We start from the raw sequence: 21,603 nt of genomic DNA, 5'->3' as shown, positions 1-21,603 counted from the left end.
GATGACGAAATACACCCCTGAAGTCACGACACGGGCCGCTTTTTCGTGCATTTAGGATAAACGGTAATTTTGCTCTCAGGCTGTCTGGGTATGATAGCATTCGCCACTACCGCTATGAGACGAAAAATTGCTGAAAATCCGACACCTTATACTCTCAGCGTTACTCCTGACCGGCTGTGCCAGCGAGCCACCGCACCACGCAGTGAAACAGCGTAATACGCCTCTCACTCAGGCACCGCCTTCCAGCGTTAACAGCGCATGGTCAATGTTTACCGAAGATGCCGCCAGTCATTATGGCGTTGATGAGAAGCTTATCAGCGCCATTATCAGTGTCGAGTCGGGGGGAAATCCTGGCGTGGTGAGCCGTTCGAATGCGGTGGGCCTGATGCAGATCAAAGCCTCGACCGCCGGGCGTGAAGTTTACCGGACTCAGGGTCGCCGCGGTCAGCCATCGAATGCCGAACTGCGCGATCCGGCTAAAAATATCGATATCGGCACCGCCTATATCCGCATCCTGCAGGATTCCGCTCTGTCAGGGATTCGCGATCCGCTGACGCTGCGTTATGCCACCATCGTCTCCTATGCCAACGGTGCCGGTGCGCTGCTGCGAACCTTCTCCCGCGACCGCGATCGTGCCATTGCGATGATCAATGCGATGTCGCCGGATGAGTTTTATCAGCATGTCCAGAACAAACATCCGGCGGCGCAGGCTCCGCGCTATCTGTGGAAGGTTACCACCGCCTACCGCACGATCTGACCGGAAAGCGCCTCGGCATGATAGCGGGCGCACTCCCTACGGCGCGAGCAGCAGCCGCGCCGTCGGATAATCGACGATCAGCACTTTAATGTAGCCGCCCAGCAGCGCCGCACGAATCGCCGGCGCTTTCTCGCGTCCGCCAGCCAGTCCCACGACCTGCGGGCACTGCTTAACCTGCGCCAGCTCCATGCCGATCACCGGATCTTCTTCCGGCTGCAGCACCGGCTGTCCGCAGGCATCGAAGTAGTGCAGGCAGATATCCCCCACGGCACCGCGTGCCGCCAGGGTCTGCAGCATTTCACCATCGTAGTAGTTGCCTGAATTGCGCAACAGGGCTGACGGCTCAAGGTCGCCAATACCGACAATCGCCAGATCGACCTGCTCAAACTGCTCCAGTACCTCCGCAACTTCCGCGTTGGCTGACAGCCGCTGGCGATCGCTGACCGAATGTTCGATTGACTGAGACGGCAGCAGCCAGGCGGGGCAGTTCAGCAGCGCCGCCAGATTCTGCGTCAGAATGGTGGCCTGCACATTGCCGTTAGCGCCAACCCCGCCCAGCAGCTGGATAACCCCTTTGCAGGCGATGTTGAGCGGATGCAGCGCATCGACCATCGCCCGGATGGTGCCGCTCCAGGAGGAGATGCCAATCAGTTCATCGTTGCGCAGGCGGGTTTCGAGATAGTGCGCTGCCGCCGATCCAATCGCCTGTTTGATCTGCAGCGGAGAAGCCTGGTCCGGCACATCAACCACAATCGCCTGGGGCAGGTGGTAGGTCTGCTCAATCGCTTTTTCCAGCTCAGGATAGACATTGGCCGGTGGCACAACGCTGATTTTGACCACACCCTCTTTTACGCTGCGATTAAGGATGCGTGAGACAAAGGACTGCGACAGGGACAGCGACTGCGCGATCTCCGACTGCTTCAGCCCCTCGATATAGTAAAGGGTGGCGATCTTCACCATCAGTCGCTGTTCATCCTGTTTAGCCATCGGTTTTCCCTCTCAGAGTCTGCCCGGTATTGTTAACCAGGATCATCAAAATCACAACGCAGGCGAATTTGTGATCGTTTTCGCTTTTTGACGATCGCCTGTTGGACGATGCCTCAGCAGAGGCGCATAGTCATTATGCATATAAAATCGTCATTGAATATATATTCATTGAAATTCGTGAGCAGGCCCTTTTGTCCCCACGGTGCCGGTTGTCAGGCTAAAGGGATCATGGGGGGATGGAGATACCCGTCAGGTGATGAACCGATCTGACACGCTGTTTAACGACGCATTTATACAGGATGACAGGTGGCCGATTCCGGACCGGATACGTTAACGGTTAATTTTTTTACCCATCGTGAATATATATTCACGGTCGATTTAAAATTCAGAGGCAGAACATGAACCCTTTCAATCTTTCAGTCGATGAGCTTGAACGCCGGGCGCGGGCGATACGCCGCCGCATTATCCAGCTTAACGCGGGCAGTCCGGCAGGCGGGCACACCGGTGCTGACCTGTCGCAGGTCGAGATCCTGACCGCGCTCTACTTCCGTATTCTGAACTGCGCACCGGATCGCACAGAGGATAACGATCGCGACATCTACATTCAGTCCAAAGGGCATGCGGTAGGGGGCTACTACTGCGTACTGGCGGAAGCGGGCTATTTCCCGACCGAGTGGCTTACCACCTATCAGCACGCTGACTCTCCTCTGCCGGGCCACCCGGTGCGCCAGAAGACACCGGGCGTGGAGCTGAACACCGGTGCGCTGGGGCACGGCCTGCCGGTGGCGGTAGGCATCGCCCTCGCGGCGAAAAAAGATCGCAGTTCCCGCCGCATCTTTGTCGTGACCGGTGATGGCGAACTGGCGGAAGGGAGCAACTGGGAGGCCGCTCTGGTGGCGGCGCACTATGGGCTCGACAATCTGATCATCATCAATGACAAGAACAAACTGCAACTGGCGGGCGCCACCCGGGACATCATGAACACGGACCCGCTGCCGGAAAAATGGCGCGCTTTTGGGCTGGAGGTCAGTGAATGTAACGGCAATGCGATGGCGGCGGTCGTCAGCACCCTTGAAAACCTGCCGCAGAACGGCAAGCCGCAGGTGGTTGTGGCGCATACCGAGAAAGGTTTCGGCGTCTCCTTTATTCAGAGCAAGGCGGAGTGGCATCACCGGGTGCCGAAAGGCGAAGAGATCGCGCTGGCACTGGAGGAACTGAAAGATGAGTAATGCACAACACCTGGCAAACGTCATGGTTACGGCCTTTATCGATGCGGTGAATCGCGGCGTCGATCTGGTACCGGTGGTCGCGGACTCCACCTCCACCGCCAAAATCGCGCCTTTTATCAAGGCCTTTCCCGACCGGCTGATTAACGTCGGCATCGCGGAGCAGACGCTGGTGGGAACGGCAGCAGGCCTGGCGCTGGGCGGCAAAATCGCCGTGACCTGCAACGCCGCGCCGTTTCTGGTTTCACGCGCCAATGAGCAGGTAAAAGTCGACGTCTGCTACAACAACACCAACGTCAAACTGTTCGGGCTGAATGCCGGTGCCAGCTATGGCCCGTTAGCCAGCACCCATCACAGCATTGACGATATCGCCGTGATGCGCGGCTTTGGCAACATCGAGATCTACGCACCGTCCTGTCCGCTGGAGTGTCGTCAGATTATTGATTACGCCCTGGAACACGTCGGCCCGGTCTATATCCGCCTTGATGGCAAAGATCTGCCGCAGCTGCATGATGACACCTACCGCTTCAGACCCGGTGCGATCGACCTGTTACGTGAAGGCCGCGATATCGCCCTGGTGGCGATGGGATCCACAGTTCATGAGGTGGTTCACGCCGCTGCGCAACTGGCTGAGCAGGGTATTTCAGCGGGCGTGATCGCGGTTCCATCGATTCGACCCTGTGATACCCAACAGCTGCGCAACCTGTTAAATCACTATCCGGCGGTCGTGACCGTGGAGGAGCATAACGTCAATGGCGGTGTCGGCAGCCTGGTCGCGGAAGTGCTGGCAGAAGGCGGCTGCAGCATTCCGCTGGTCCGGCTCGGCATTGCTGATGGGGAGTATGCGATTGCCGGCGATCGGGCCGCCACGCGTGCCCGTCACGGCATTGACGCCAGCAGCGTGGTGAAGAGTGCAGCGCGCATCTGCGCAGGAGTGTGAACATGGCGGGACCTCTGATTCTGGCAATCGATGAAGGCACGACCAATGCCAAGGCGATAGCGGTTGATCGTGCCGGGCGGGTGGTGGCGCGTGGCAGCCAGAGTTTAACCCTGCACCATCCCCAGCCGGGGCTGGCTGAGCAGGACCCGATGGCAATCTGGCAGGCGGTGAGGGAAGCGATCACCCGGTGTCTGGCGGCATGCGGGGGCGCGCCTGTCGCCGCCGTCGCGATCAGTAATCAGCGGGAGTCGGTGCTGATCTGGCAGCGGCGCGACGGGCAGCCACTGACGCCGCTGGTAAGCTGGCAGGATCGCCGTTCTGAGTCGTTCTGTCGCGATCTGCACCAGGCAGGCAAAGCCCCCCGGATCAGTGGCCTGACCGGGCTGGCCGTCGATCCGATGTTTCCGGCGGCGAAGCTGACCGGGATGCTGGCTGCCATCCCCGATGGCGCGGCACGGGCCGCAGCCGGCGAGCTCTGCATCGGCACAGTCGATTGCTGGCTCAGCTGGCAGCTCAGCGCGGGCGAATGCTTTGTGACCGATCATGCTAATGCCGCCCGTACGCAGCTCTACAGCCTGCACCTGAACGACTGGGACGACGAGCTGCTGACGCTGTTTCAGCTGCCGCGAGCCGCGCTGCCGCGCATCATCGCCTCCGCCAGTGAGCAGGGTGTGGTGGCGGTGAACACCATTCCCGGCTTAGCGCCGGGCACCCCCATTCTGGCGCGCATCGGCGATTCGCATGCCGCCCTGCAGGCGCAGCGACGCGGAGACGCTGAAGTCGTAAAAGCCACCTACGGCACCGGCTCGTCCCTGATGATGTCCATGGCGACGCCGTTACTGACCGAAAATGGCCTCAGCACTACCGTGGCCTGGCACGACGGTACGCTGCGTTATGCCTTTGAAGGCAATATTACCCACACCGGCTCAGGCGCGGCCTGGCTGGGTAAGCTGCTCGGCGTGCAGGACCCACGTGAACTGACTGCGCTGGCGCAGGGCTGCGATGACAATCAGGGCATCTACTTCGTCCCGGCGCTCTCAGGACTGGGCGCGCCCTGGTGGGATTTACAGGCGCGCGGCATGGTGTGCGGATTGACGGATGCCGCCACCCCCGCGGTGCTGGCGCGGGTGGCGCTGGAGTCGATCGTCTGGCAAATCGCCGATGTCTTTTTTGCGATGGAGCAGGCGAGCGGTCAGCAGCTTCCGGCGCTGTGTGTGGATGGCAGCGCCACGGAAAACAGCTGGCTGATGCAGCTACAGGCCGATGTGTTACAGCGTCCGCTCTACCGGGTGCCCACCGCCGAAGTCTCCGCCCTGGGCGCAGCGTTGCTGGCCGGCAAAGTACTGGGATGGTGGCAGCAGGGCAGTGATATGCAGGCGCTGCAGGGGGGCAGCGTTATCCTGCCCCGTGACGCGCGCGCGCACGCTATGCAGGAAAACTACAAAGGCTGGCTCGATGCTGTTGCCCGCTGCCGTTTTCAGCCGCGTTAAGCGCGATCCGGCGCAGCGGCGTGACGGATTGCCTGGCCTGAAACCACCTGAGGCCAGGCAACACTTCAGCGCGCCATTTGACGTACATCGCCCTTATCATTCTCCACGGCAACCAGATCCACTGGCGGCAGATTGCCGCCGCTGAACTCGACCTGACGGATCGGGAAGGCGAAGCGAATATTGCGCGCTTCCATGGCCGCCATCAGCTGCAGGTTAATCTCCTGCTGAATATCCATATATTTGTTGTAATCCGCATCCAGCACGTAATAGACCACTTCAAACGTCAGCTTCGAATCCTCAAACGCCAGGAAGTGGGCGCGGTCAAAACGCGTGGTTTCCACACCCTCGATGATCGCCTTAACCAGCGGGCTAATCTCCCGAACCTGCTCCGACGGGGTGGCGTAGCTGATGCCAAACTTAAAGACGATGCGGCGCTGCTGCATACGCTTGTAGTTGTGAATGGTCTGCTGCAACAGAATGGTGTTTGAGCAGACGATTTGCTCTCCGCTCAGGCTGCGCAGCCGGGTCGTTTTCAGGCCGATATGCTCGATGGAACCGGCAATGTCGCCAAAGACAATAAAATCGCCATGCTCAAAAGGCTTATCAAAACCAATCGCCAGTGACGCAAACACATCGCTCAGCACGGTCTGAATGGCCAGTGCAATGGCGATACCGCCGACCCCGAGGCTGGCGACCAGTGCGGTAATATTGATACCCATGTTCGACAGAATAGCGAGGAACATCATGATCCAGACCACGACCCGCAGCAGAATCCCGAGGATCACCGTGGTCACCGGATTACGCACGTGCAGCGGATCGCGCATCAGGCTCTTCAGCCACAGCCGGATGCCGCTGTCGATCCACAGGGCGAGTTGCACAATCAGCGCCAGGAACCAGCCGTGGGCGATGGTGGCGCTCCATGAGGCGGGCAGATCGACAAATTTCAGGGCGATCAGCAGCGAAAAGATCAGCAGCAGGGTCTGGCTGGTGCTTCGCAGGATCTCCACCAGGATCGCCGTGACACGAACGTGACGGTGTTCGCTGTAAAGGGCAATCCGGTTGGAGATAAAGCGAATCAGGGTGCGCAACACCCAGTAGATCACCAGGGTGGCGACCACCACGATGGCGCTGTTGAGCCAGAACGTCTGGTTAAAAAAGAGGGAGTGAAAATGACGTGATGAGAGCCAGTTTTCCATTGGGGAAGGTCTCCTTGCTGGGTTCCGGTTTAAAAGAAATCAAGCAGGAAGCATAGCCTGGATGCGGCCCCCTGGGGGCACGCATCCGGAAAGGGGTTACTGAAATCGGGTCGATTTATCGCGGGCCAGTCGCTCAAGGGAGAAGATAATCTGCTGAAGCTGTCGCTCCTGCGTTGGGTTCAGCGTGGCAAACCGGAAGCTGAGACGGGGCGTCACGCGGGTTTCATTTTTATGCGTCACGACAGTGCGTTCGCCGATGTGCAGCAGCTTAACCGGCACCTCAAAATGACCATACTCACCCAGCTCCACGCGAAACTGATTGAAACTGTCGCCATTCTGCAATCCTTCCGGCAGCGCCTCGTCCACCAGCACACCGATCCCGCCCAGCGACAGATCCTGCAGGCGCAGACGCGTTTTCCGGCCATCCGGCCACACGGTATGGCACCAGAACTCCGGCGCCAGCGGGGCAGTGACCCGGAAAAATTCCCGTCGCTGAATCTGCCACACCAGCTCGGGCAGCGGCGCGCTGAAGGCGGGCAGGCCATCAAAATCGACCTTCTCCAGCGAGGCGAGACTGAACTCAACCTTTGCGCCGTAGGTTTCCGCCGTGATGCTGAGATCGTCGCTGGTCAGGGCGTAGTCGTTATCCAGATTATTACTGCCGAGGTCAAACAGCAGGCGGTCTGCGTCGGCAGCCAGCATCCGGCTGATAAACTGCCCGCGCGGAAAACGCACCAGTAATGGTGTCTGCAGTCGCAGCAGATCTTTCATTACGCCCAGAACCGCCAGCGTGCCACGTTTTAAATATTGTTCCTGGTCGGCTTCTTTCACATCCTGCTCCACAAGGGGTTTTATTATTTTTACGTTCTGACTACCTCATTACGGTTATCGGCGCAGCGGAAAAAAGCTTTAGCCAGGGTACGCCGAAAAAATCGTGAGGGCAGGCAGGCACTTTCTGAAAAGCTCGCTATACTTAGCGCAGTAAACCGCTTGATTAATCAGGCGTTCACGATGTAATCAAAAAAGGAAGGAGCAACAGATGGGTATTATTTCCTGGATCGTCTTTGGCTTGATCGCGGGTATTCTGGCGAAGTGGATTATGCCGGGTAAAGACGGTGGCGGTTTCATTCTGACGGTGGTGCTGGGTATTATCGGTGCTGTGGTCGGGGGCTGGATCAGTACGCTGTTTGGCTTCGGCCGCGTCGATGGGTTTAACTTCGGAAGCTTTGTGGTCGCAGTGATCGGTGCCATCGTGGTGCTGTTTATCTACCGCAAGGTACGCAGTTGACCGTAACGGTTTAAACAAAAAAGGGGACGAAGCGATTCGTCCCCTTTTTTATGACTCAGATTGGATCGCTTTTTAACGCCCTTGCCCATCATGCTATGAGCCTCTTTTGCTGCGAACAGACTATCGTAGCGTGATCCCACCATGCATTTTCATTAACGCTGACTGCCTCCACCGTGAAATGCGCACTTTCGACTTCACGCCGTAAATCAGGGAGCGGCTTCAGGGTCCGCCAGGGCTTGCCGGCTTTCCATAAATGGTGGCTGCAGGGATCATACGCAGCCATGTCGGCTGAATGACGAGGTGTGCCGCACATCGAACCGATCACAAAGCGTCCCTCCGGGCTGAGCAGCCTTCTTACCTCGGCAAAAAAGCGCTGCCGATCGTCGTCGATCAGGCAGTGTAAGCAGCTGCCATCAATAATGAGCTCAAACGTTGCCGCCTGGCAGCGATCGATATGACAGACATTGCCGACAAGAAATGTCGCGGTGAGTCCGGCTTGCTGAAAACGCTTTTCGGCCCACTCTATTGCGGTCTCTGACCAGTCTACCCCCCAGACTGAATATCCCTGCTCAGCGAGAGACTGTGCGGCCATGGCGCCATTACCACATCCCATCTCCAGTACCGGCGCGCCAGGCTCCGGTAAATAGTGGTGAGTACGAAGCCACTGGAAGATTTCTTCCTGCTGTTTTTTGGCTCTGAGATAACCTTCTCCCGCCCAGGCCACCGCGCCGTTTGCCAGAAGCTGCCTGTAATATTGTTCATAGGGGTTCATGTCAGAGACTCCTTTTCAACGCCGGACCCTCTGTTTTATACGTCAGGGCCGCCTGCGTGTCATCGCACCATTTCGGCCATAGTTCTATCTGTGAGCGAAGCGGCAGAAAAAAGGCCGGGCGGATTTCAGGAACGTTCGGGAGGGAAAGATCTGCAGGCAGAGAAAGATAATTCTGAGCGGATTTGAAGAGGCTGAAAAAGGCGGGTTATCAGAGGAGAAAACCCTCCGGGCTGGCCGGAGGGTTGCATCACGGAGGCTCTTATCAGAAGTCGTAACCGACGGTCGCCATCACGCTGCGTTCAGCGCCACGGTAGCAGTAGCCGGTGCCGTAGCAGGCGGCCACATAGGTGCGATCGGTCAGGTTATTCGCATTAACCTGCACCCAGGCTCCTTTCAGGCTGTTGTTCCAGGCGCCGAGATCGGCGCGAACGGAGGCATCAAACAGCGTGACCGACGGCAGACGGGTAGTGTTCTCGTTGTCCGCCCACTGCTTGCCGATGTAGCGCACGCCCGCGCCGGCACTCAGACCGTAATCAAACTGATAGTGGCCCCAGAGAGACGCCATGCTGTTTGGCGCCACGTAAGGCGTGTGCCCATCATTACCATCTACCGAATCCTTGTAGCGCAGATGATTCAGAGTATAGCTCGCCACTGTGCTCAGGCGTGAGGTCAGCTGATTACGCGCCTCCAGCTCAATACCCTGGGAATGAACTTTACCCGATGGCGTATAGGTCGCCGTCAGCACGTCGCGGTTCGCCACATCTTTCTGCGTCAGATCATAAATCGCAGCGGTATAGAGATCGCGTGTGCCAACCGGCTGATACTTCACCCCGGCCTCATACTGTTCTGACGTGGTCGGTTTCAGCAGGTTATTGTTGCGGTCGGTAAGCGCGTTAGGCGTAATCGCCTGGCTCCAGCTGACATAGGGTGAGATGCCATTGTCGAAGGCATAGAGCAGCGCGGCGCGCCCGCTGATGTGATCATCCTGACGGCGATCGCTGCCGCTGTTATTGGCGACGATGCGATCGTACCGGCCAGAGAGATCCAGATGCCAGCGATCCAGCTTCATCTCATCCTGCAGATAGAGGCCGGTCTGGTAGTAACGACGGGTTTTATCCGCCCAGGTATAGGCTGGCATGTCACCGACCTGCTCGCCGGTCAGGGCATTCAGCTGTGAAGCCGAGCCGCCTGCCGCGGAGATCTCATTTTTGTAGCGGTGATATTCAGCACCCAGCGTCACGCGATGCTCCAGTTCACCGGTGGCAAACTCCGCCTGTAAACGGTTATCGGTAGCCCATGCCGCCAGCGAAGAGCGCTCACCGGAATAGTAGCGGTTCAGCAGATCGGGATTATTTTTGTCCCAGCCAATCTGATAGACCTGATCGAGATCGACATTCGAGTGGCTGTAGCTGCCGGTTGAGGAGAAGGACCAGACGTCATTAAAACGATGGGCGAAATCGAAGCTGTAGATCTGCTCGCGGCGTTTGAACTGGTCGAGGTCGCTGTTGCCCTCATAGAATCCCTTACTCAGCTTATAGCCGTTGTGTTCGGTGATGCTGCCGTCACCCGGGACGGAGCCGTGATAGCCGCCAGAGGGATCTTTCTGCAGATAGGCTTTCAGGATCAGATGGGTATCTTCATCCGGCTGCCACATCAGCTGCGGCATCAGCGCATATTTCTCTTCGCGGGTGTGATCGTACTGGGTGTCGCTGTTGCGGGTCACGCCGGTCAGACGGTACGCCCACTGGTCGTTGATGGCATTGGTGTAGTCGAACATCGTGCCGGTGGTGGCATTGCTTCCCGCCTGCAGCTGAATGTGACCCTCTTCCGCGAACTGAGGACGCTTAGTGACCAGGTTTACCAGCCCGCCAGGCACCGTCTGGCCGTAAAGGGCCGAAGAGGGGCCTTTGATCACGTCGACGCGCTCAAGGAAGGCGTTATCCACCTGCAGAATGTTGAAACTGCCGCCGTCGCTCATCAGCCGCATGCCGTCGAGGAAGGTGTTATCGACATCGCCGCCGTGGAAGCCGCGCAGCGCGATGGTGTCGTAACGGGTGGCGGCACCGCCAAAGTTAGTAAAGACACCGGAGCTGTAGCCCAGCGCCTGATTCAGGGTCAGTGCCCCCTGGTCCTGGATCTGCTGACGGGTCACAACCGAAATTGACTGCGGTGTGGTCACCAGCGGCCGATCGCTTTTAGTTGCGCCCTGGCTGGTGGTTGCCAGATAGCCCTGGGTGGGAGAGGTCGCATCTTCCTGCGGCTGGGCAGTCACGACCATATCGGCAGCGTAACTCAGGGCAGGCGCGGCCAGCACCAGAGTGCAGAGGGGAACATAACCTTTCAGCGGCAATGACAGTTTCATCGAAATTCCTTTCTTAACAAAGGTTCAGGCAGGTGTAGTCAGTTTGTTGATACATAATCTCATTATCATAATGAGAATTATTACCTTTTGTAAAAACGCTGCAATTTTGCCTGTGGATGAGAGAACGTCAAGTAAAATTCGCTGAAGTGAGGAAAGAATACCTCCGGCCAGGCCAGAGGTATTCAGAGACTAATCAGGGCTGAGAGGCTGACGCCTGAGGAATATCGTGGGCGCTGTTACAGGTTTTATCTTTCGGGCAGTACTTATCCAGCAGTTTCAGCGTTACGCCGTTTGTCCAGCCGAAGCCATCCTGCAGCGGGTACTCACCGCCGCCGCCGCCACCGAGATTTTTGCCTTCAACGACATATTTCTCGACCAGCTTATGCTCACGGTCATAGGTGCTCTGGACATTTTGCAGGAAGCGTAATCCCACCTTTTTAGCCAGTTCTGGCTGGTTGTAATGCTCCAGTCCTTCGACTGCAACCCACTGCAGCGGTGCCCAGCCGTTAGGGGCGTCCCATTGCTGACCGTTGTTTACGGTGGTCGTGACCAGCCCGCCTGGCTTCAGCAACTGTTTCTCTACCGCGCTGGCGGTACTTTCCGCCTGCTTATCGCTGGCGACCTGCAGATAGAGCGGGAACAGTGTGGCCGCGGTCAGCTGCGGATGAACCTGCTTTTTCTGCCAGTCATAGTCGGCATACCAGTTCTGTTTGCTGTCCCACAGATAGCGGTTAATCGCCGCCTGGCGCTTCTCTGCGCGATCGGCATACTGCTTCGCCAGATCGCTCTGTTTGTTCATCTGGTACCCTTTAGAGAGCGTCTGCTCCAGATGGAACAGCAGGCTGTTCAGGTCAACCGGGGCCAGCTGCGTCGTGCGGATGGTGGAGAGATTATGCGCATCGGTAAACCAGCGTGAACTGAAATCCCATCCCGATGCTGCCCCGGAGCGCAGCTCGCGGTAGAGTTCCGCTTTATTGCGCTGCGGCGCTTTCTGCGCGGTGGCGATATCATCCATCCAGGACTCGGTGCGCGGCACATCACGGGCATCCCAGTAGCGGTTAAGCAGCGTGCCATCCGCCAGCTTAATCACCCGCTTGCTGGCCGTGCCCGCCGCCACTTTGTCGCTATCCGCCATCCAGTAGTCATACTCTTTCTGCAGTTCAGGCAGGTAGTGGCTGTACGCTTTGCCCTGGTCATGCGTCGCCAGCAGATCGACCATCAGGCTGAAGAATGGCGGCTGCGAGCGGCTCAGATAGTAGCTGCGGTTGCCGTTGGGAATGTGCCCGTAGCGGTCAAGCAGCGAGGCGAAGTTATCCACCATATCCTGCACTTTATCCCAGTGTCCGCTCTCGGCCAGTCCCAGCATGGTGAAGTAGCTGTCCCAGTAATAGATCTCGCGGAAGCGACCACCCGGCACCACATAGGGTTTGGGAAGCGGAAGCAGCGAGTCATATTGTCCGGCGCTGCTGGTGGTGCGCGTCAGCACCGGCCACAGGCCATCAATGTGGTCACGCAGGTTTTGCCCGGCTGGCGGCACATATTTGTCGCCTGCGGCGGGCAGGGTAAAGTTGGCATCAACAAAACGCTTCAGATCGAAATTGCGCTGTTTCTTCTGCATCTGCCAGTCGGCAAGTATCGACGCGGGATCAAATTTCGGCACCGCATCGGCAAAGGTTTTCTGGTCCGGGTAGAACTTCGCCTGTTGCACGGCATTAAACAGCGGCCCCAGACGAACGTCTGGCGGCTGCGGCTGATTATCCAGCATGCGGCTGTGATCGTCGGCATGAGCAGTGAAGGCGGGTACGCTCAGCAGCAGAGTGAGCAGAAAGGGCGCATAACGCTGACGCCGTGGGGCGGCGTTTACCTCAATTTTTGTCATCGGTTTTTCTCCTTGTCCGAAATGCGGCCGCGCGTAACGCATTGACCACAGGACCAACTTTAGACCGTATCCTGACACTTCACCCTGAAGCGAGCCGGAAATGTGAAGCCACGGGAATTATTTTTAGGGTAAAAAGCCCTGCCCGACGCGGGTTTTTTCTTGCGCTGACCGGGATTTTCCCTGACGCTGAAAGAAAAAAAAGGAGAGCAGGATGGAGATCATCTGGTATCACCCGTCGCAGTCTGCAACGGCCTGGATTAGGGGTTTACAACAGCGTCTGCCACAGGCGCGGGTGCGTGCCTGGCAGCCAGGCGATGAGGGGCCGGCCGATTATGCGCTGGTCCGTTCTCCTCCCGCAGAGATGCTGCGGGGACGGGCCACCCTGCGCGGCGTTTTTGCCCTCGGCGCGGGCGTCGATGAGATTCTGAAACAGCTTGAGCAGCATCCGGAGATGCTGCCCGACAGCGTGCCGCTCTATCGGCTGGAAGATACCGGCATGGCGCGCCAGATGCAGGAGTATGCTGTCCATAGCGTCCTGACCTGGTTCCGCCGCTTTGACGACTACCGGCTTCAGCAGCAGCAGGCGTGCTGGCAGCCGCTGCCTCCCTATACGCGTGAAACCTTTACCGTTGGTATTCTGGGGGCGGGCGTGCTGGGGCAGAGCGTCGCCGAGGGCCTGAAGCCCTGGGGATTCCCGCTGCGCGTCTGGAGCCGTTCGCCGAAAACCATTGACGGCGTCACCAGCTTCGCCGGTCGCGATGCTCTGCAGCCGTTCCTGCAGGGGACGCAGGTGTTAATCAACCTGCTGCCGAGCACGCCGGAGACGATTAACCTGATCGACCAGCACTTTTTAGCGCAGCTGCCGCACGGCGCGTTCTTCCTCAACATCGCACGCGGTGCACAGGTGGTGGAAGCGGATCTGCTGGCGGCACTGGAGAGTGGTCAGCTGAAAGCGGCGGCCCTGGATGTGTTTCAGGTGGAGCCGCTTCCTGAAGCGCATCCGCTCTGGTCCCATCCGCGCGTCACAATTACCCCCCATAATGCGGCGGTCACGCTGATCGACGAAGCGATCGACTATATTGCCCGCGCCATTACTCAGGACCAGGCAGGCGAAACGCCGCAGGGCAGGGTGGATCGGCAGCGCGGCTATTAACTAACCGGCCCTGTCAGGGCCGCTCAGGAGGAGAGAAGAATGTATCCGGTAGATCTGCATATGCACACTGTTGCCAGCACACATGCTTACAGCACGCTGCACGACTATGTGGCTCAGGCGAAGCAAACGGGCCTGAAACTGTTTGCCATTACCGATCACGGCCCTGACATGGCTGACGCGCCGCACTACTGGCACTTTGTGAATATGCGCATCTGGCCGCGGGTGATCGAGGGCGTGGCGATTCTGCGCGGTATTGAGGCCAACATTAAAAATCAGCAGGGGGAGATCGACTGCTCCGGCCCGATGCTTGATGCGCTGGATCTGATCGTTGCCGGCTTTCACGAGCCGGTTTATGCGCCGCGCGACAAAAAACAGCACACTGACGCGATGATCGCCGCAATGGCCAGCGGACAGGTTCACATCATCAGCCATCCGGGCAACCCGAAATTCCCGGTCGATATCCCGGCTATCGCTGAAGCTGCCGCGCATTATGACGTGGCGCTGGAACTGAACAACTCCTCCTTTACCCACTCGCGTCCCGGCAGCGAACCTAACTGTCGCGCGATTGCCGCCGCGGTGCGCGACGCCGGTGGACGGCTGGCGTTTGGCTCCGATTCCCACACCGCGTTTACGCTGGGCCATTTCGAACACTGCCTGCGCATCGCCCATGAAGTGGATTTTCCGGAGGATCGGGTGTTAAATGTCACGCCGCGCCGCCTGCTCGACTTTCTGGAGCAGCGCAGCGGCAAACATATTGCTGAACTGGCTGACTTTTAACTGCTTCGTCGGGAACTCAGCCCCGCATAGGGGCTTTTCAGGGCCATCTTTCTCTGGTTTGAAAAGCATGACTTTATTCGGATACTACCCAACGTATCTGAACAGCCCTGCCTCGGTTATATCAATAGTCACCCTCAGACGTGCCGAAGGATCAATAATGAAGTTTGCAAAATGGCTGGGTAAATTTTCGGCACACCTTCTTGAGGGGACGATAACAGCAGCGATGAGTTTCCTGGCTCTCGCTTCGCTATTTTTGTTTGATAGTCTGGCTCTGAAGCTATGCGGCTTTTTTGGTTCTGTTTTGATGGGGTATGGAGCCGCTTATTTCCTTGGTAAAGCCAGAGGGGAGCACAGGGAATGACAGTGCATAGCTATTTCCCTCTCCTGAACACCCTGTGAGATAGTCTCTTATAATGCCGGTGGATGGCTGGCGTTTGGCTCCGATTCCCACACTGCATTTACGCTGGGCCATTTTGAACACTGCCTGCGCATCGCCCGTAAAGTGGATTTTCCGGAGGATCGGGTGTTAAATGTCACGCCGCGCCGCCAGCTCGACTTTCTGGAGCAGCGCAGCGGCAAACATATTGCTGAACTGGCTGACTTTTAACTTACTTTGCCTCAAGGAAATCTGACTCATGAATGAGTTTTCCATTCTGTGCCGCGTGATCGGCTCTCTGTTTAATCGTCAGCCGCAGGACCCGCTGCTGGTCCCGCTGTTTACCCTGCTACGCGAGGGTAAGCTGCAGTCACAGTGGCCGCTGGAGCAGGATGAGCTGCTGACCCGTCTGCAACAGAACAGCGATCCTCAGGCGCTGGCCGCTGATTACAACGCGCTGTTTGTTGGCAGCGACTGTAACGTGTCGCCTTACGCTTCACAGTGGCCTGAAGGCAAAACCGAGCCGGAAGTGCGGGCGTTTCTCTCCTCGCGCGGTATGCCACTGAGCGATGCGCCCGCGGATCACTTTGGTGTTCTGCTGCTCTCTGCGTCATGGCTGGAAGATCAGTCGGCGGAAGATGAGAGCGCGGCACAGCTGGCGCTGTTCGAAGAGTATCTGCTGCCGTGGTGCGGGGCTTTCCTGGGCAAAGTGGAAGCGCATGCCACCACCGCGTTTTACCGCACGCTGGCGATGCTGAGCCGCGAAGCCATTCAGGTGATGTACAACGAGCTGCTTGAGAGTAACGAACAGCAGCCCGACGCCTGAGTCACCACGCCGCCGGGTGCGTACCCGGCACACACCCCGGCGTTGCGCAGAACTGTGGCGTGCCGGGCAGCCAGGCGGCGGCGCGCAGCCGGACGCCAATCCCCCATGGCGTCAGCTCCAGGAAGGGCAGGTTGTCCTTCACCTGAGGCACAATGCCCGAGCCGGTGTGCTGGCCTGCGGCATGCTGCTGCAACAGCCATGCGGTGCGCGCCAGTGACAGCCGGACCTGGCTGCCGTGCCCCCCGGTAAGACGCCGCCGTAATCCCTCCAGCACCGCGGCCGCCAGCAGATAGCCGGTGGCATGATCCAGCGCTTGGACCGGCAGCGGGCACGGTTTATCGCTCTGCTGCCACTGCATGCCCCGTTCGGCAATGCCGCAGCCCATCTGCACCAGACTGTCGAAACCGCGCCGGTTGCGCCACGGCCCCTGCCAGCCCCAGGCATTCAGGCTGGCATCGACCAGGCCCGGTGAGAGTGACTGGCGGGTTTCGGCGTCAAAACCGAGCCGCTCCAGCGCATCGGCCCGATAGCCATGTACCAGAACATCGGCGTCCCGCAGCAGGCGGATAAACCGGTCGCGATCGACCGGCTGTGTCAGGTCGAGCACCGCACGTCGCTTGCCGCAGCTCATCTCCTCATCCAGCGTCGGCTCCGCCCAGCCGGGCGGATCGATGCGCAGTACCGTGGCACCCAGGCTGGCAAGAAAGCGGGTGGCGACGGGGCCGGCAATAATCCGTGTCAGATCCAGCACCCTGATCCCCTGTAACGGACGCGCCTCAGCCAGCGGCCACGCGGGCGCGGGCGCTGCAGCCGTCATGTGCCAGTCAAACAGCGGCTCGTGCTGCACCGCCTGACCCTGGGGATGCTGCTGCCAGGCTTCAGCGCTGCGCATTTTGGCGGCACAGCCTCCCGCATCAATAATTGCCTGCTCCAGTTCGCTGGCCTGCCACTGCTCAACCTGCTGCGCCAGCGCCGGGCGATCGGCGTGGGTGCCCAGTACCTGCTCCATCGCCAGCCGGTGATGAGCCGCGTTGGTATGCAGGCGGATCCAGCCGTCGCGACTGCGGTAGTCTCCGGCAAAAGCATCCCACATTGCCGGGGCCGGGCGGTTTAACGGATGAAAGCTCTGCTGGAACCAGCGTGACGCCTGCCTGACGTTGACGGTAACAGGTGGGGAGGGATAAGTCGGGCGGGCGGTGGCGAGAAGCGCCGCCACCGCCTGGGTTGCCAGACCCAGGCTGGTGGCCGCCAGTTCACTGACGGCAAACGCGGATGAGAATGTTGAACGATCAATAAAAGCGGGGAGAGGCCAGACGTTATCGCTGCCTTGCAATCCCTGCACCATCTGTTGCCAGAGTGAGGCGGTGCGCGCTGAATCCATGTTGTGCTCCCTGAGTACGTTTTCTCAAGCATAGCACGCCGGATCAACGCCGCCGCAGGCGCGGGAAGCGGGCGTGCATGCGCAGGTTACGCAGGTTAAGCACGGCGATGGCCGTGCCAAGGATCACCAGCGAGGCACCGATAATCTTAAAGCGGTTGAGACTGTCCCCCAGTACGACGATGCCCATCAGCACCGACAACACCGGCGTCAGCAGGGAGTAGGGCATGATCAGGTTGACGTTATATTTTTTCAGCAGCACATACCAGAGCGTGTAGGCAATAATTGACGAGGCGATGGCGCTGTAAAGAATGGCGAACCAGCCGTGCCAGCCTGCATGTTCGAGGGCGTAAAGCTGATTCGACTCCATCACCAGGCTGGAGGCACCGACAATCGGCATCGCCAGAAAGGCAATCCAGCCGGTCATGGTCAGTGGCTTAATCGGCGGCGACTTCTTCACAATCAGGTTACTGACAGCCCAGCCGGTGGCGCTGCACAACAGCAGGCAGAGCACCCACCACGACGGAATCGTCGGGCTGCCTGACAGCACCACCACACCGCTCAGCGAGATCATAATGCCCATCAGCTGCACCAGCTTCAGCTTCTCTTTCAGCACCAGCATCGCCAGCAGCATGGCAATCGGCGTGCCCAGTTGCACCACAATCGCGCCGGTGCCGGCATCGGTGTAGCGCAGGCCGACGAACAGCAGCGAGAAGTGCATAAACCCGAATGTGAAAGCCAGCAGCAGCAGCCAGGGCAGTTGCTTACGTTCAATACGGCAAAACGGCACCAGCACCACGGCGACGACCAGAAAACGCATAAAGGTCAGAAACAGGGGCGGCAGCTCCAGCAGGCCCCATTTCACCGCCACATTGTTGAAGGCCCAGACAGAGACCACCATCAGAATCAGAAAAAAATGCCGCACAGCCACGATAATATCCTTTCGATGTTTTTTGCTTAGCCCGCTAATGATGGCACGAACTGCGGCATTCCAGCCAATGCCGGAAAAAATTTTCTGCGCGCAGCGGTGAGACTTTCGGACGTGATGCTGGCAGACTGATTTGACACGACTTCTGAAAAGGACCCGATTCGGTATGACCCAGACGCCCGCTTTACCCCTTGCCCTGATTCAGCTTGAAGTCCCGCCCGCTAACGTTGTTTCGCAGATTGGTGAACAGCCACGCTGGTTTATCGACGCCCTCGACCTGCAACCCCATGAGTACCTGATTGTGCGGCCCCATCTCGGTGAAGCGTTACCGGCTTTTGATGAAATTTCCGGGGCGATCCTCAGCGGCTCCTGGGCGATGGTCACCGATCATGAGGAGTGGAGTGAGCGCAGTGCGGCCTGGGTCCGGGCAGCCATTGAGCAGGAGCTGCCGCTGCTGGGTGTCTGCTATGGTCACCAGCTGATGGCGTATGCGCTGGGTGGCGAGGTGGCGGATAATCCGCATGGCTGGGAACGCGGCCTGCTCCCAATCCGCTGCAGCGCTCAGGCGCAGCGCGATCCGCTGCTGCAGGGTCTGCCAGCCGGGTTCAGCGTCTGGCTGTCACACCGGCAGTCGGTCATCACTCCGCCGCCTCAGGCGCAGGTGCTGGCGGCATCGGCGCAGGATGGCTGCCAGATTGTGCGTTACGCCCCGCAGGCGCTGTCGGTGCAGTTTCATCCCGAATTTTCACGGCACATTATGGACGTCTGTCTGCCGGAAGGGCTGTCTGATGGCGGGGACGTTATCGAGGGGAAAGACTGGGCGCGTGCCTTGCTGGTGGAGTTCTGGCAACAGACGCGCCCGGCCGCAGCGCAGGCTCAGGGCGCGTAGTGACGCCGGCAGCGATAAACCCAGGCGGGTGGCACATTTTTCAGCACCCGCTCACGTTCCCAGGTGAAGTAACGCGACAGGTCGGGCTGGGTCAGTGAGGTGTACTGAAACTGCACGAAGATCCCATCCGGCCCTAGGGCATTAAACACCGCCCGCAGGATCGCTTCGCGCAGAGCGGGCGGTAAGGACAGCAGTGGCAGGCCGGAGAAGATCGCATCATATTCCCCGTTCAGGTACTCCGCGGAGCAGGTGCGCACGGTCATGCGCGTGTCGTCCAGCGCGCTGAGCTGGTCGGCCAGCGCAGCGCTGATCTCAAAAGCATCCAGCGTGGCGTCAGGGGACATCTTTGCCAGTATCCGCCGTGTCAGGACGCCATCGCCCGCGCCCAGCTCGGCAATCCGTAACGTTTCAGGCCACGCCACCGAGGCAATCATGGTGCGGCATAACGCCTCTGAGGATGGCGTTATGCTGCCCATCATGCGCGGATTGCGGATAAACTGATGCACGAAATTGGCTTTAGCGCGCATCTGGGTAAAAGCCGAAGCCAGCATGCTTATCTCCCGAATGAATTCATCCTCTCGTTGACCCCTTTGTGACGCACTAGTTTCTTATTTGCCAGCCTTTCCGAAAAAAGTCGGAATTTTCTATAAACGAAGCGGAAGCGACGATTCCTTCGGCGCGGTCACAGTTTCCGGTCATCGGAACTGACAGGCTGGCGATGATCATTCATGTTAATAATAAGTTTCGTCATTGTTACATCAGTCACCTGTCAGGAGAATGACCATGCGTTATGCCGCCCCGGGAGAACAGGGTTCTCTGATCACGTTACAAAAGAATTATGGCAACTTTATTAATGGTGAATTCGTCGCGCCGGTGAACGGCAACTACTTCACCAATACCTCGCCGGTAAACGGGTCTGAGGCCGGTGAGTTCCCGCGCTCAGACGTGGCTGATGTGGATAATGCGGTGGCAGCGGCCGCGGCGGCCGCAGAAGCCTGGGGCAAAACCTCTCCGCAGCAACGCGCGCTGCTGCTGCTGAAAATTGCCGATCGGCTTGAAGCGAATCTGGAGACGATGGCGGTTTATGAAACCTGGGATAACGGTAAGCCCGTGCGCGAAACGCTGGCGGCGGATCTGCCCCTCGCTGTCGACCACTTCCGTTATTTTGCCGGCTGCGTCCGGGCGCAGGAGGGCAGTGCGGCGGAGATCGATGAGTTCACCGCCGCCTACCATTTCCATGAGCCGCTGGGCGTGGTGGCGCAGATTATCCCGTGGAACTTCCCGCTGTTAATGGCGGCCTGGAAACTGGCCCCGGCGCTGGGCGCAGGGAACTGTGTGGTGCTGAAACCGGCGGAACAGACGCCGCTGTCGATCACCGTGTTTGTCGATCTGATCAAAGACCTGCTGCCGCCGGGGGTGCTGAACGTGGTGCACGGGTTTGGTAAAGAGGCGGGTGAGGCGCTGGCGTCCCACGCCGGCATTGCCAAAGTTGCCTTTACCGGTTCAACCGCCACCGGCGGTCATATTCTGGAGCTGGCGGCGAAGAGCCTGATCCCCTCTACAGTCGAACTGGGGGGGAAATCTCCCAATATCTTCTTTGAAGATATCATGCAGGCGGAAGAGAGCTTTATTGAGAAAGCAGCCGAAGGCGTGGTGCTGGGCTTCCTGAACCAGGGCGAAGTCTGTACCTGTCCGTCACGGGCGCTGGTGCAGGAGTCGATATATGAGCCGTTCATGGCGGCCGTCATGAAGCGGGTGAAAACCATCAAACGGGGCGATCCGCTGGATACAGAGACGATGGTGGGAGCCCAGGCGTCACAGCAGCAGTTTGATAAAATCCTCTCCTATCTGGACGTGGCCCGGCAGGAGGGCGCGGAGGTGCTGGTGGGCGGAGGCGTCGAGAAACTGGATGATTCCCTCAACAGTGGCTACTACATTCAGCCGACCCTGCTGAAAGGCAACAACAGCATGCGCGTATTCCAGGAGGAGATCTTTGGCCCGGTTATCGGCATCACCACCTTTAAGGATGAAGCTGAAGCCGTCCGCATCGCCAACGACTCCATCTATGGGCTGGGGGCAGGCGTCTGGACCCGCGATATCAACCGCGCTTATCGGGTCGGCCGGGCAATCAAAGCCGGACGCGTCTGGACAAACTGCTATCACCTCTATCCGGCGCACGCGGCCTTTGGTGGCTATAAGAAATCGGGGATTGGGCGTGAGACCCACAAAATGATGCTGGATCACTATCAGCAGACCAAAAACCTGCTGGTCAGCTACAGTATCGAACCGCTCGGTTTTTTCTGAACCTGACGCGGGGAGCCGCTGCCTGCGGCTCTCATTCCTCTCCGCTATCACCGCTGAACAACGCTACGGCGTGGT

Annotated in this window: 20 protein-coding genes and 1 pseudogene; 12 read left to right on the top strand and 9 right to left on the bottom strand. The window is 58.7% G+C overall.

The window, feature by feature from the left end:
- Window positions 1–127: 127 nt before the first annotated feature.
- Window positions 128–757, top strand: coding sequence for a membrane-bound lytic murein transglycosylase EmtA (gene emtA, locus F3I47_RS03320; RefSeq protein WP_072215488.1), 630 nt, complete (start codon window positions 128–130; stop codon window positions 755–757).
- A gap of 36 nt (window positions 758–793) precedes the next feature.
- Here the strand turns inward: emtA and F3I47_RS03315 are convergent, their stop codons facing one another.
- Window positions 794–1,744 (bottom strand): sugar-binding transcriptional regulator, encoded by a 951-nt coding sequence (locus F3I47_RS03315; protein ID WP_009090789.1) that lies wholly within the window; start codon window positions 1,742–1,744, stop codon window positions 794–796.
- A gap of 398 nt (window positions 1,745–2,142) precedes the next feature.
- Between F3I47_RS03315 and F3I47_RS03310 the strand changes: the two genes are divergently transcribed.
- Genes F3I47_RS03310 through F3I47_RS03300 form a run of 3 tightly spaced genes read left to right on the top strand, consistent with a single transcriptional unit; the run spans window position 2,143 to window position 5,400 of the window.
- A complete protein-coding gene (locus F3I47_RS03310) occupies window positions 2,143–2,973 on the top strand; it encodes a transketolase (protein ID WP_009090788.1) in 831 nt (276 codons plus the stop codon).
- Window positions 2,966–3,910 (top strand): transketolase family protein, encoded by a 945-nt coding sequence (locus tag F3I47_RS03305; RefSeq protein WP_009090787.1) that lies wholly within the window; start codon window positions 2,966–2,968, stop codon window positions 3,908–3,910. Before F3I47_RS03310 ends, F3I47_RS03305 begins: the two co-directional genes overlap by 8 nt.
- A 2-nt stretch (window positions 3,911–3,912) precedes the next feature.
- On the top strand, window positions 3,913–5,400 hold the full coding sequence (locus F3I47_RS03300; protein ID WP_046101628.1) for an FGGY family carbohydrate kinase: 1,488 nt from the start codon (window positions 3,913–3,915) through the stop codon (window positions 5,398–5,400).
- A 65-nt stretch (window positions 5,401–5,465) separates the two neighbouring features.
- Here F3I47_RS03300 and F3I47_RS03295 read toward each other — a convergent pair whose 3' ends face one another.
- Both F3I47_RS03295 and F3I47_RS03290 read right to left on the bottom strand, forming a co-directional pair.
- On the bottom strand, window positions 5,466–6,596 hold the full coding sequence (locus tag F3I47_RS03295) for a mechanosensitive ion channel family protein (protein WP_150029659.1): 1,131 nt from the start codon (window positions 6,594–6,596) through the stop codon (window positions 5,466–5,468).
- Between the two features lie 96 nt (window positions 6,597–6,692).
- Window positions 6,693–7,427 (bottom strand): flagellar brake protein, encoded by a 735-nt coding sequence (locus tag F3I47_RS03290; RefSeq protein ID WP_033736567.1) that lies wholly within the window; start codon window positions 7,425–7,427, stop codon window positions 6,693–6,695.
- A 208-nt stretch (window positions 7,428–7,635) separates the two neighbouring features.
- Here F3I47_RS03290 and F3I47_RS03285 point away from each other — a divergent pair, with 208 nt between their 5' ends.
- Window positions 7,636–7,884 (top strand): GlsB/YeaQ/YmgE family stress response membrane protein, encoded by a 249-nt coding sequence (locus F3I47_RS03285; protein WP_009090782.1) that lies wholly within the window; start codon window positions 7,636–7,638, stop codon window positions 7,882–7,884.
- Between the two features lie 88 nt (window positions 7,885–7,972).
- Here the strand turns inward: F3I47_RS03285 and F3I47_RS03280 are convergent, their stop codons facing one another.
- The 3 genes from F3I47_RS03280 to treA all read right to left on the bottom strand — a co-directional run bounded on the left by F3I47_RS03280 (window position 7,973) and on the right by treA (window position 12,897).
- Window positions 7,973–8,656 carry a class I SAM-dependent methyltransferase gene (locus tag F3I47_RS03280; RefSeq protein WP_150029658.1) on the bottom strand — a complete coding sequence of 228 codons (684 nt, stop codon included), beginning with the start codon at window positions 8,654–8,656 and terminating at the stop codon, window positions 7,973–7,975.
- A gap of 262 nt (window positions 8,657–8,918) precedes the next feature.
- Complete coding sequence (locus F3I47_RS03275) at window positions 8,919–11,018, bottom strand: TonB-dependent siderophore receptor (protein ID WP_150029657.1); 2,100 nt, start codon at window positions 11,016–11,018, stop codon at window positions 8,919–8,921.
- Between the two features lie 193 nt (window positions 11,019–11,211).
- Window positions 11,212–12,897, bottom strand: coding sequence for an alpha,alpha-trehalase TreA (gene treA, locus F3I47_RS03270; RefSeq protein WP_140028354.1), 1,686 nt, complete (start codon window positions 12,895–12,897; stop codon window positions 11,212–11,214).
- Window positions 12,898–13,108: 211 nt separating this feature from the next.
- Here treA and ghrA point away from each other — a divergent pair, with 211 nt between their 5' ends.
- The 5 genes and pseudogenes from ghrA (at window position 13,109) to F3I47_RS03245 (ending at window position 16,029) form a co-directional block, all read left to right on the top strand.
- Window positions 13,109–14,050, top strand: a complete 942-nt coding sequence (gene ghrA / locus F3I47_RS03265) for a glyoxylate/hydroxypyruvate reductase GhrA (RefSeq protein WP_150029656.1) — start codon at window positions 13,109–13,111, stop codon at window positions 14,048–14,050.
- Between the two features lie 39 nt (window positions 14,051–14,089).
- Window positions 14,090–14,827, top strand: a complete 738-nt coding sequence (locus tag F3I47_RS03260) for a phosphatase (protein WP_150029655.1) — start codon at window positions 14,090–14,092, stop codon at window positions 14,825–14,827.
- A 157-nt stretch (window positions 14,828–14,984) separates the two neighbouring features.
- Window positions 14,985–15,188 carry a hypothetical protein gene (locus F3I47_RS03255; RefSeq protein WP_046101635.1) on the top strand — a complete coding sequence of 68 codons (204 nt, stop codon included), beginning with the start codon at window positions 14,985–14,987 and terminating at the stop codon, window positions 15,186–15,188.
- A gap of 54 nt (window positions 15,189–15,242) precedes the next feature.
- A pseudogene (locus tag F3I47_RS22445) lies at window positions 15,243–15,434 on the top strand (phosphatase); the annotation flags it as partial.
- Window positions 15,435–15,462: 28 nt separating this feature from the next.
- Complete coding sequence (locus F3I47_RS03245) at window positions 15,463–16,029, top strand: molecular chaperone (RefSeq protein WP_150029654.1); 567 nt, start codon at window positions 15,463–15,465, stop codon at window positions 16,027–16,029.
- Between the two features lies 1 nt (window position 16,030).
- On the opposite strand, the gene F3I47_RS03240 is transcribed toward F3I47_RS03245, so the two are convergent.
- Both F3I47_RS03240 and F3I47_RS03235 read right to left on the bottom strand, forming a co-directional pair.
- Entirely contained in the window at window positions 16,031–17,410 is a 1,380-nt protein-coding gene (locus F3I47_RS03240; RefSeq protein WP_150029653.1) for a CoA transferase, read from the bottom strand.
- A 43-nt stretch (window positions 17,411–17,453) separates the two neighbouring features.
- The gene (locus F3I47_RS03235) at window positions 17,454–18,338 is read right to left on the bottom strand and encodes a DMT family transporter (RefSeq protein WP_046101638.1); all 885 of its coding nucleotides are present in this window, start codon (window positions 18,336–18,338) and stop codon (window positions 17,454–17,456) included.
- Between the two features lie 163 nt (window positions 18,339–18,501).
- On the opposite strand from F3I47_RS03235, the gene F3I47_RS03230 reads away from it, so the two are divergent.
- On the top strand, window positions 18,502–19,224 hold the full coding sequence (locus F3I47_RS03230) for a glutamine amidotransferase (RefSeq protein WP_150029652.1): 723 nt from the start codon (window positions 18,502–18,504) through the stop codon (window positions 19,222–19,224).
- Here F3I47_RS03230 and F3I47_RS03225 read toward each other — a convergent pair.
- Window positions 19,212–19,775 (bottom strand): class I SAM-dependent methyltransferase, encoded by a 564-nt coding sequence (locus F3I47_RS03225; RefSeq protein ID WP_150029651.1) that lies wholly within the window; start codon window positions 19,773–19,775, stop codon window positions 19,212–19,214. The genes F3I47_RS03230 and F3I47_RS03225 overlap by 13 nt on opposite strands.
- Window positions 19,776–20,007: 232 nt before the next feature.
- On the opposite strand from F3I47_RS03225, the gene F3I47_RS03220 reads away from it, so the two are divergent.
- Complete coding sequence (locus F3I47_RS03220) at window positions 20,008–21,528, top strand: aldehyde dehydrogenase family protein (protein WP_150029650.1); 1,521 nt, start codon at window positions 20,008–20,010, stop codon at window positions 21,526–21,528.
- The last annotated feature ends 75 nt before the right edge of the window (window positions 21,529–21,603 follow it).

The organism is Pantoea sp. M_10 (assembly GCF_008631515.1).
Lineage (GTDB): Bacteria > Pseudomonadota > Gammaproteobacteria > Enterobacterales > Enterobacteriaceae > Pantoea > Pantoea anthophila.
Note: the sequence above shows the minus strand (reverse complement) of the source record. Positions and strands in the feature narration are given on the sequence as shown.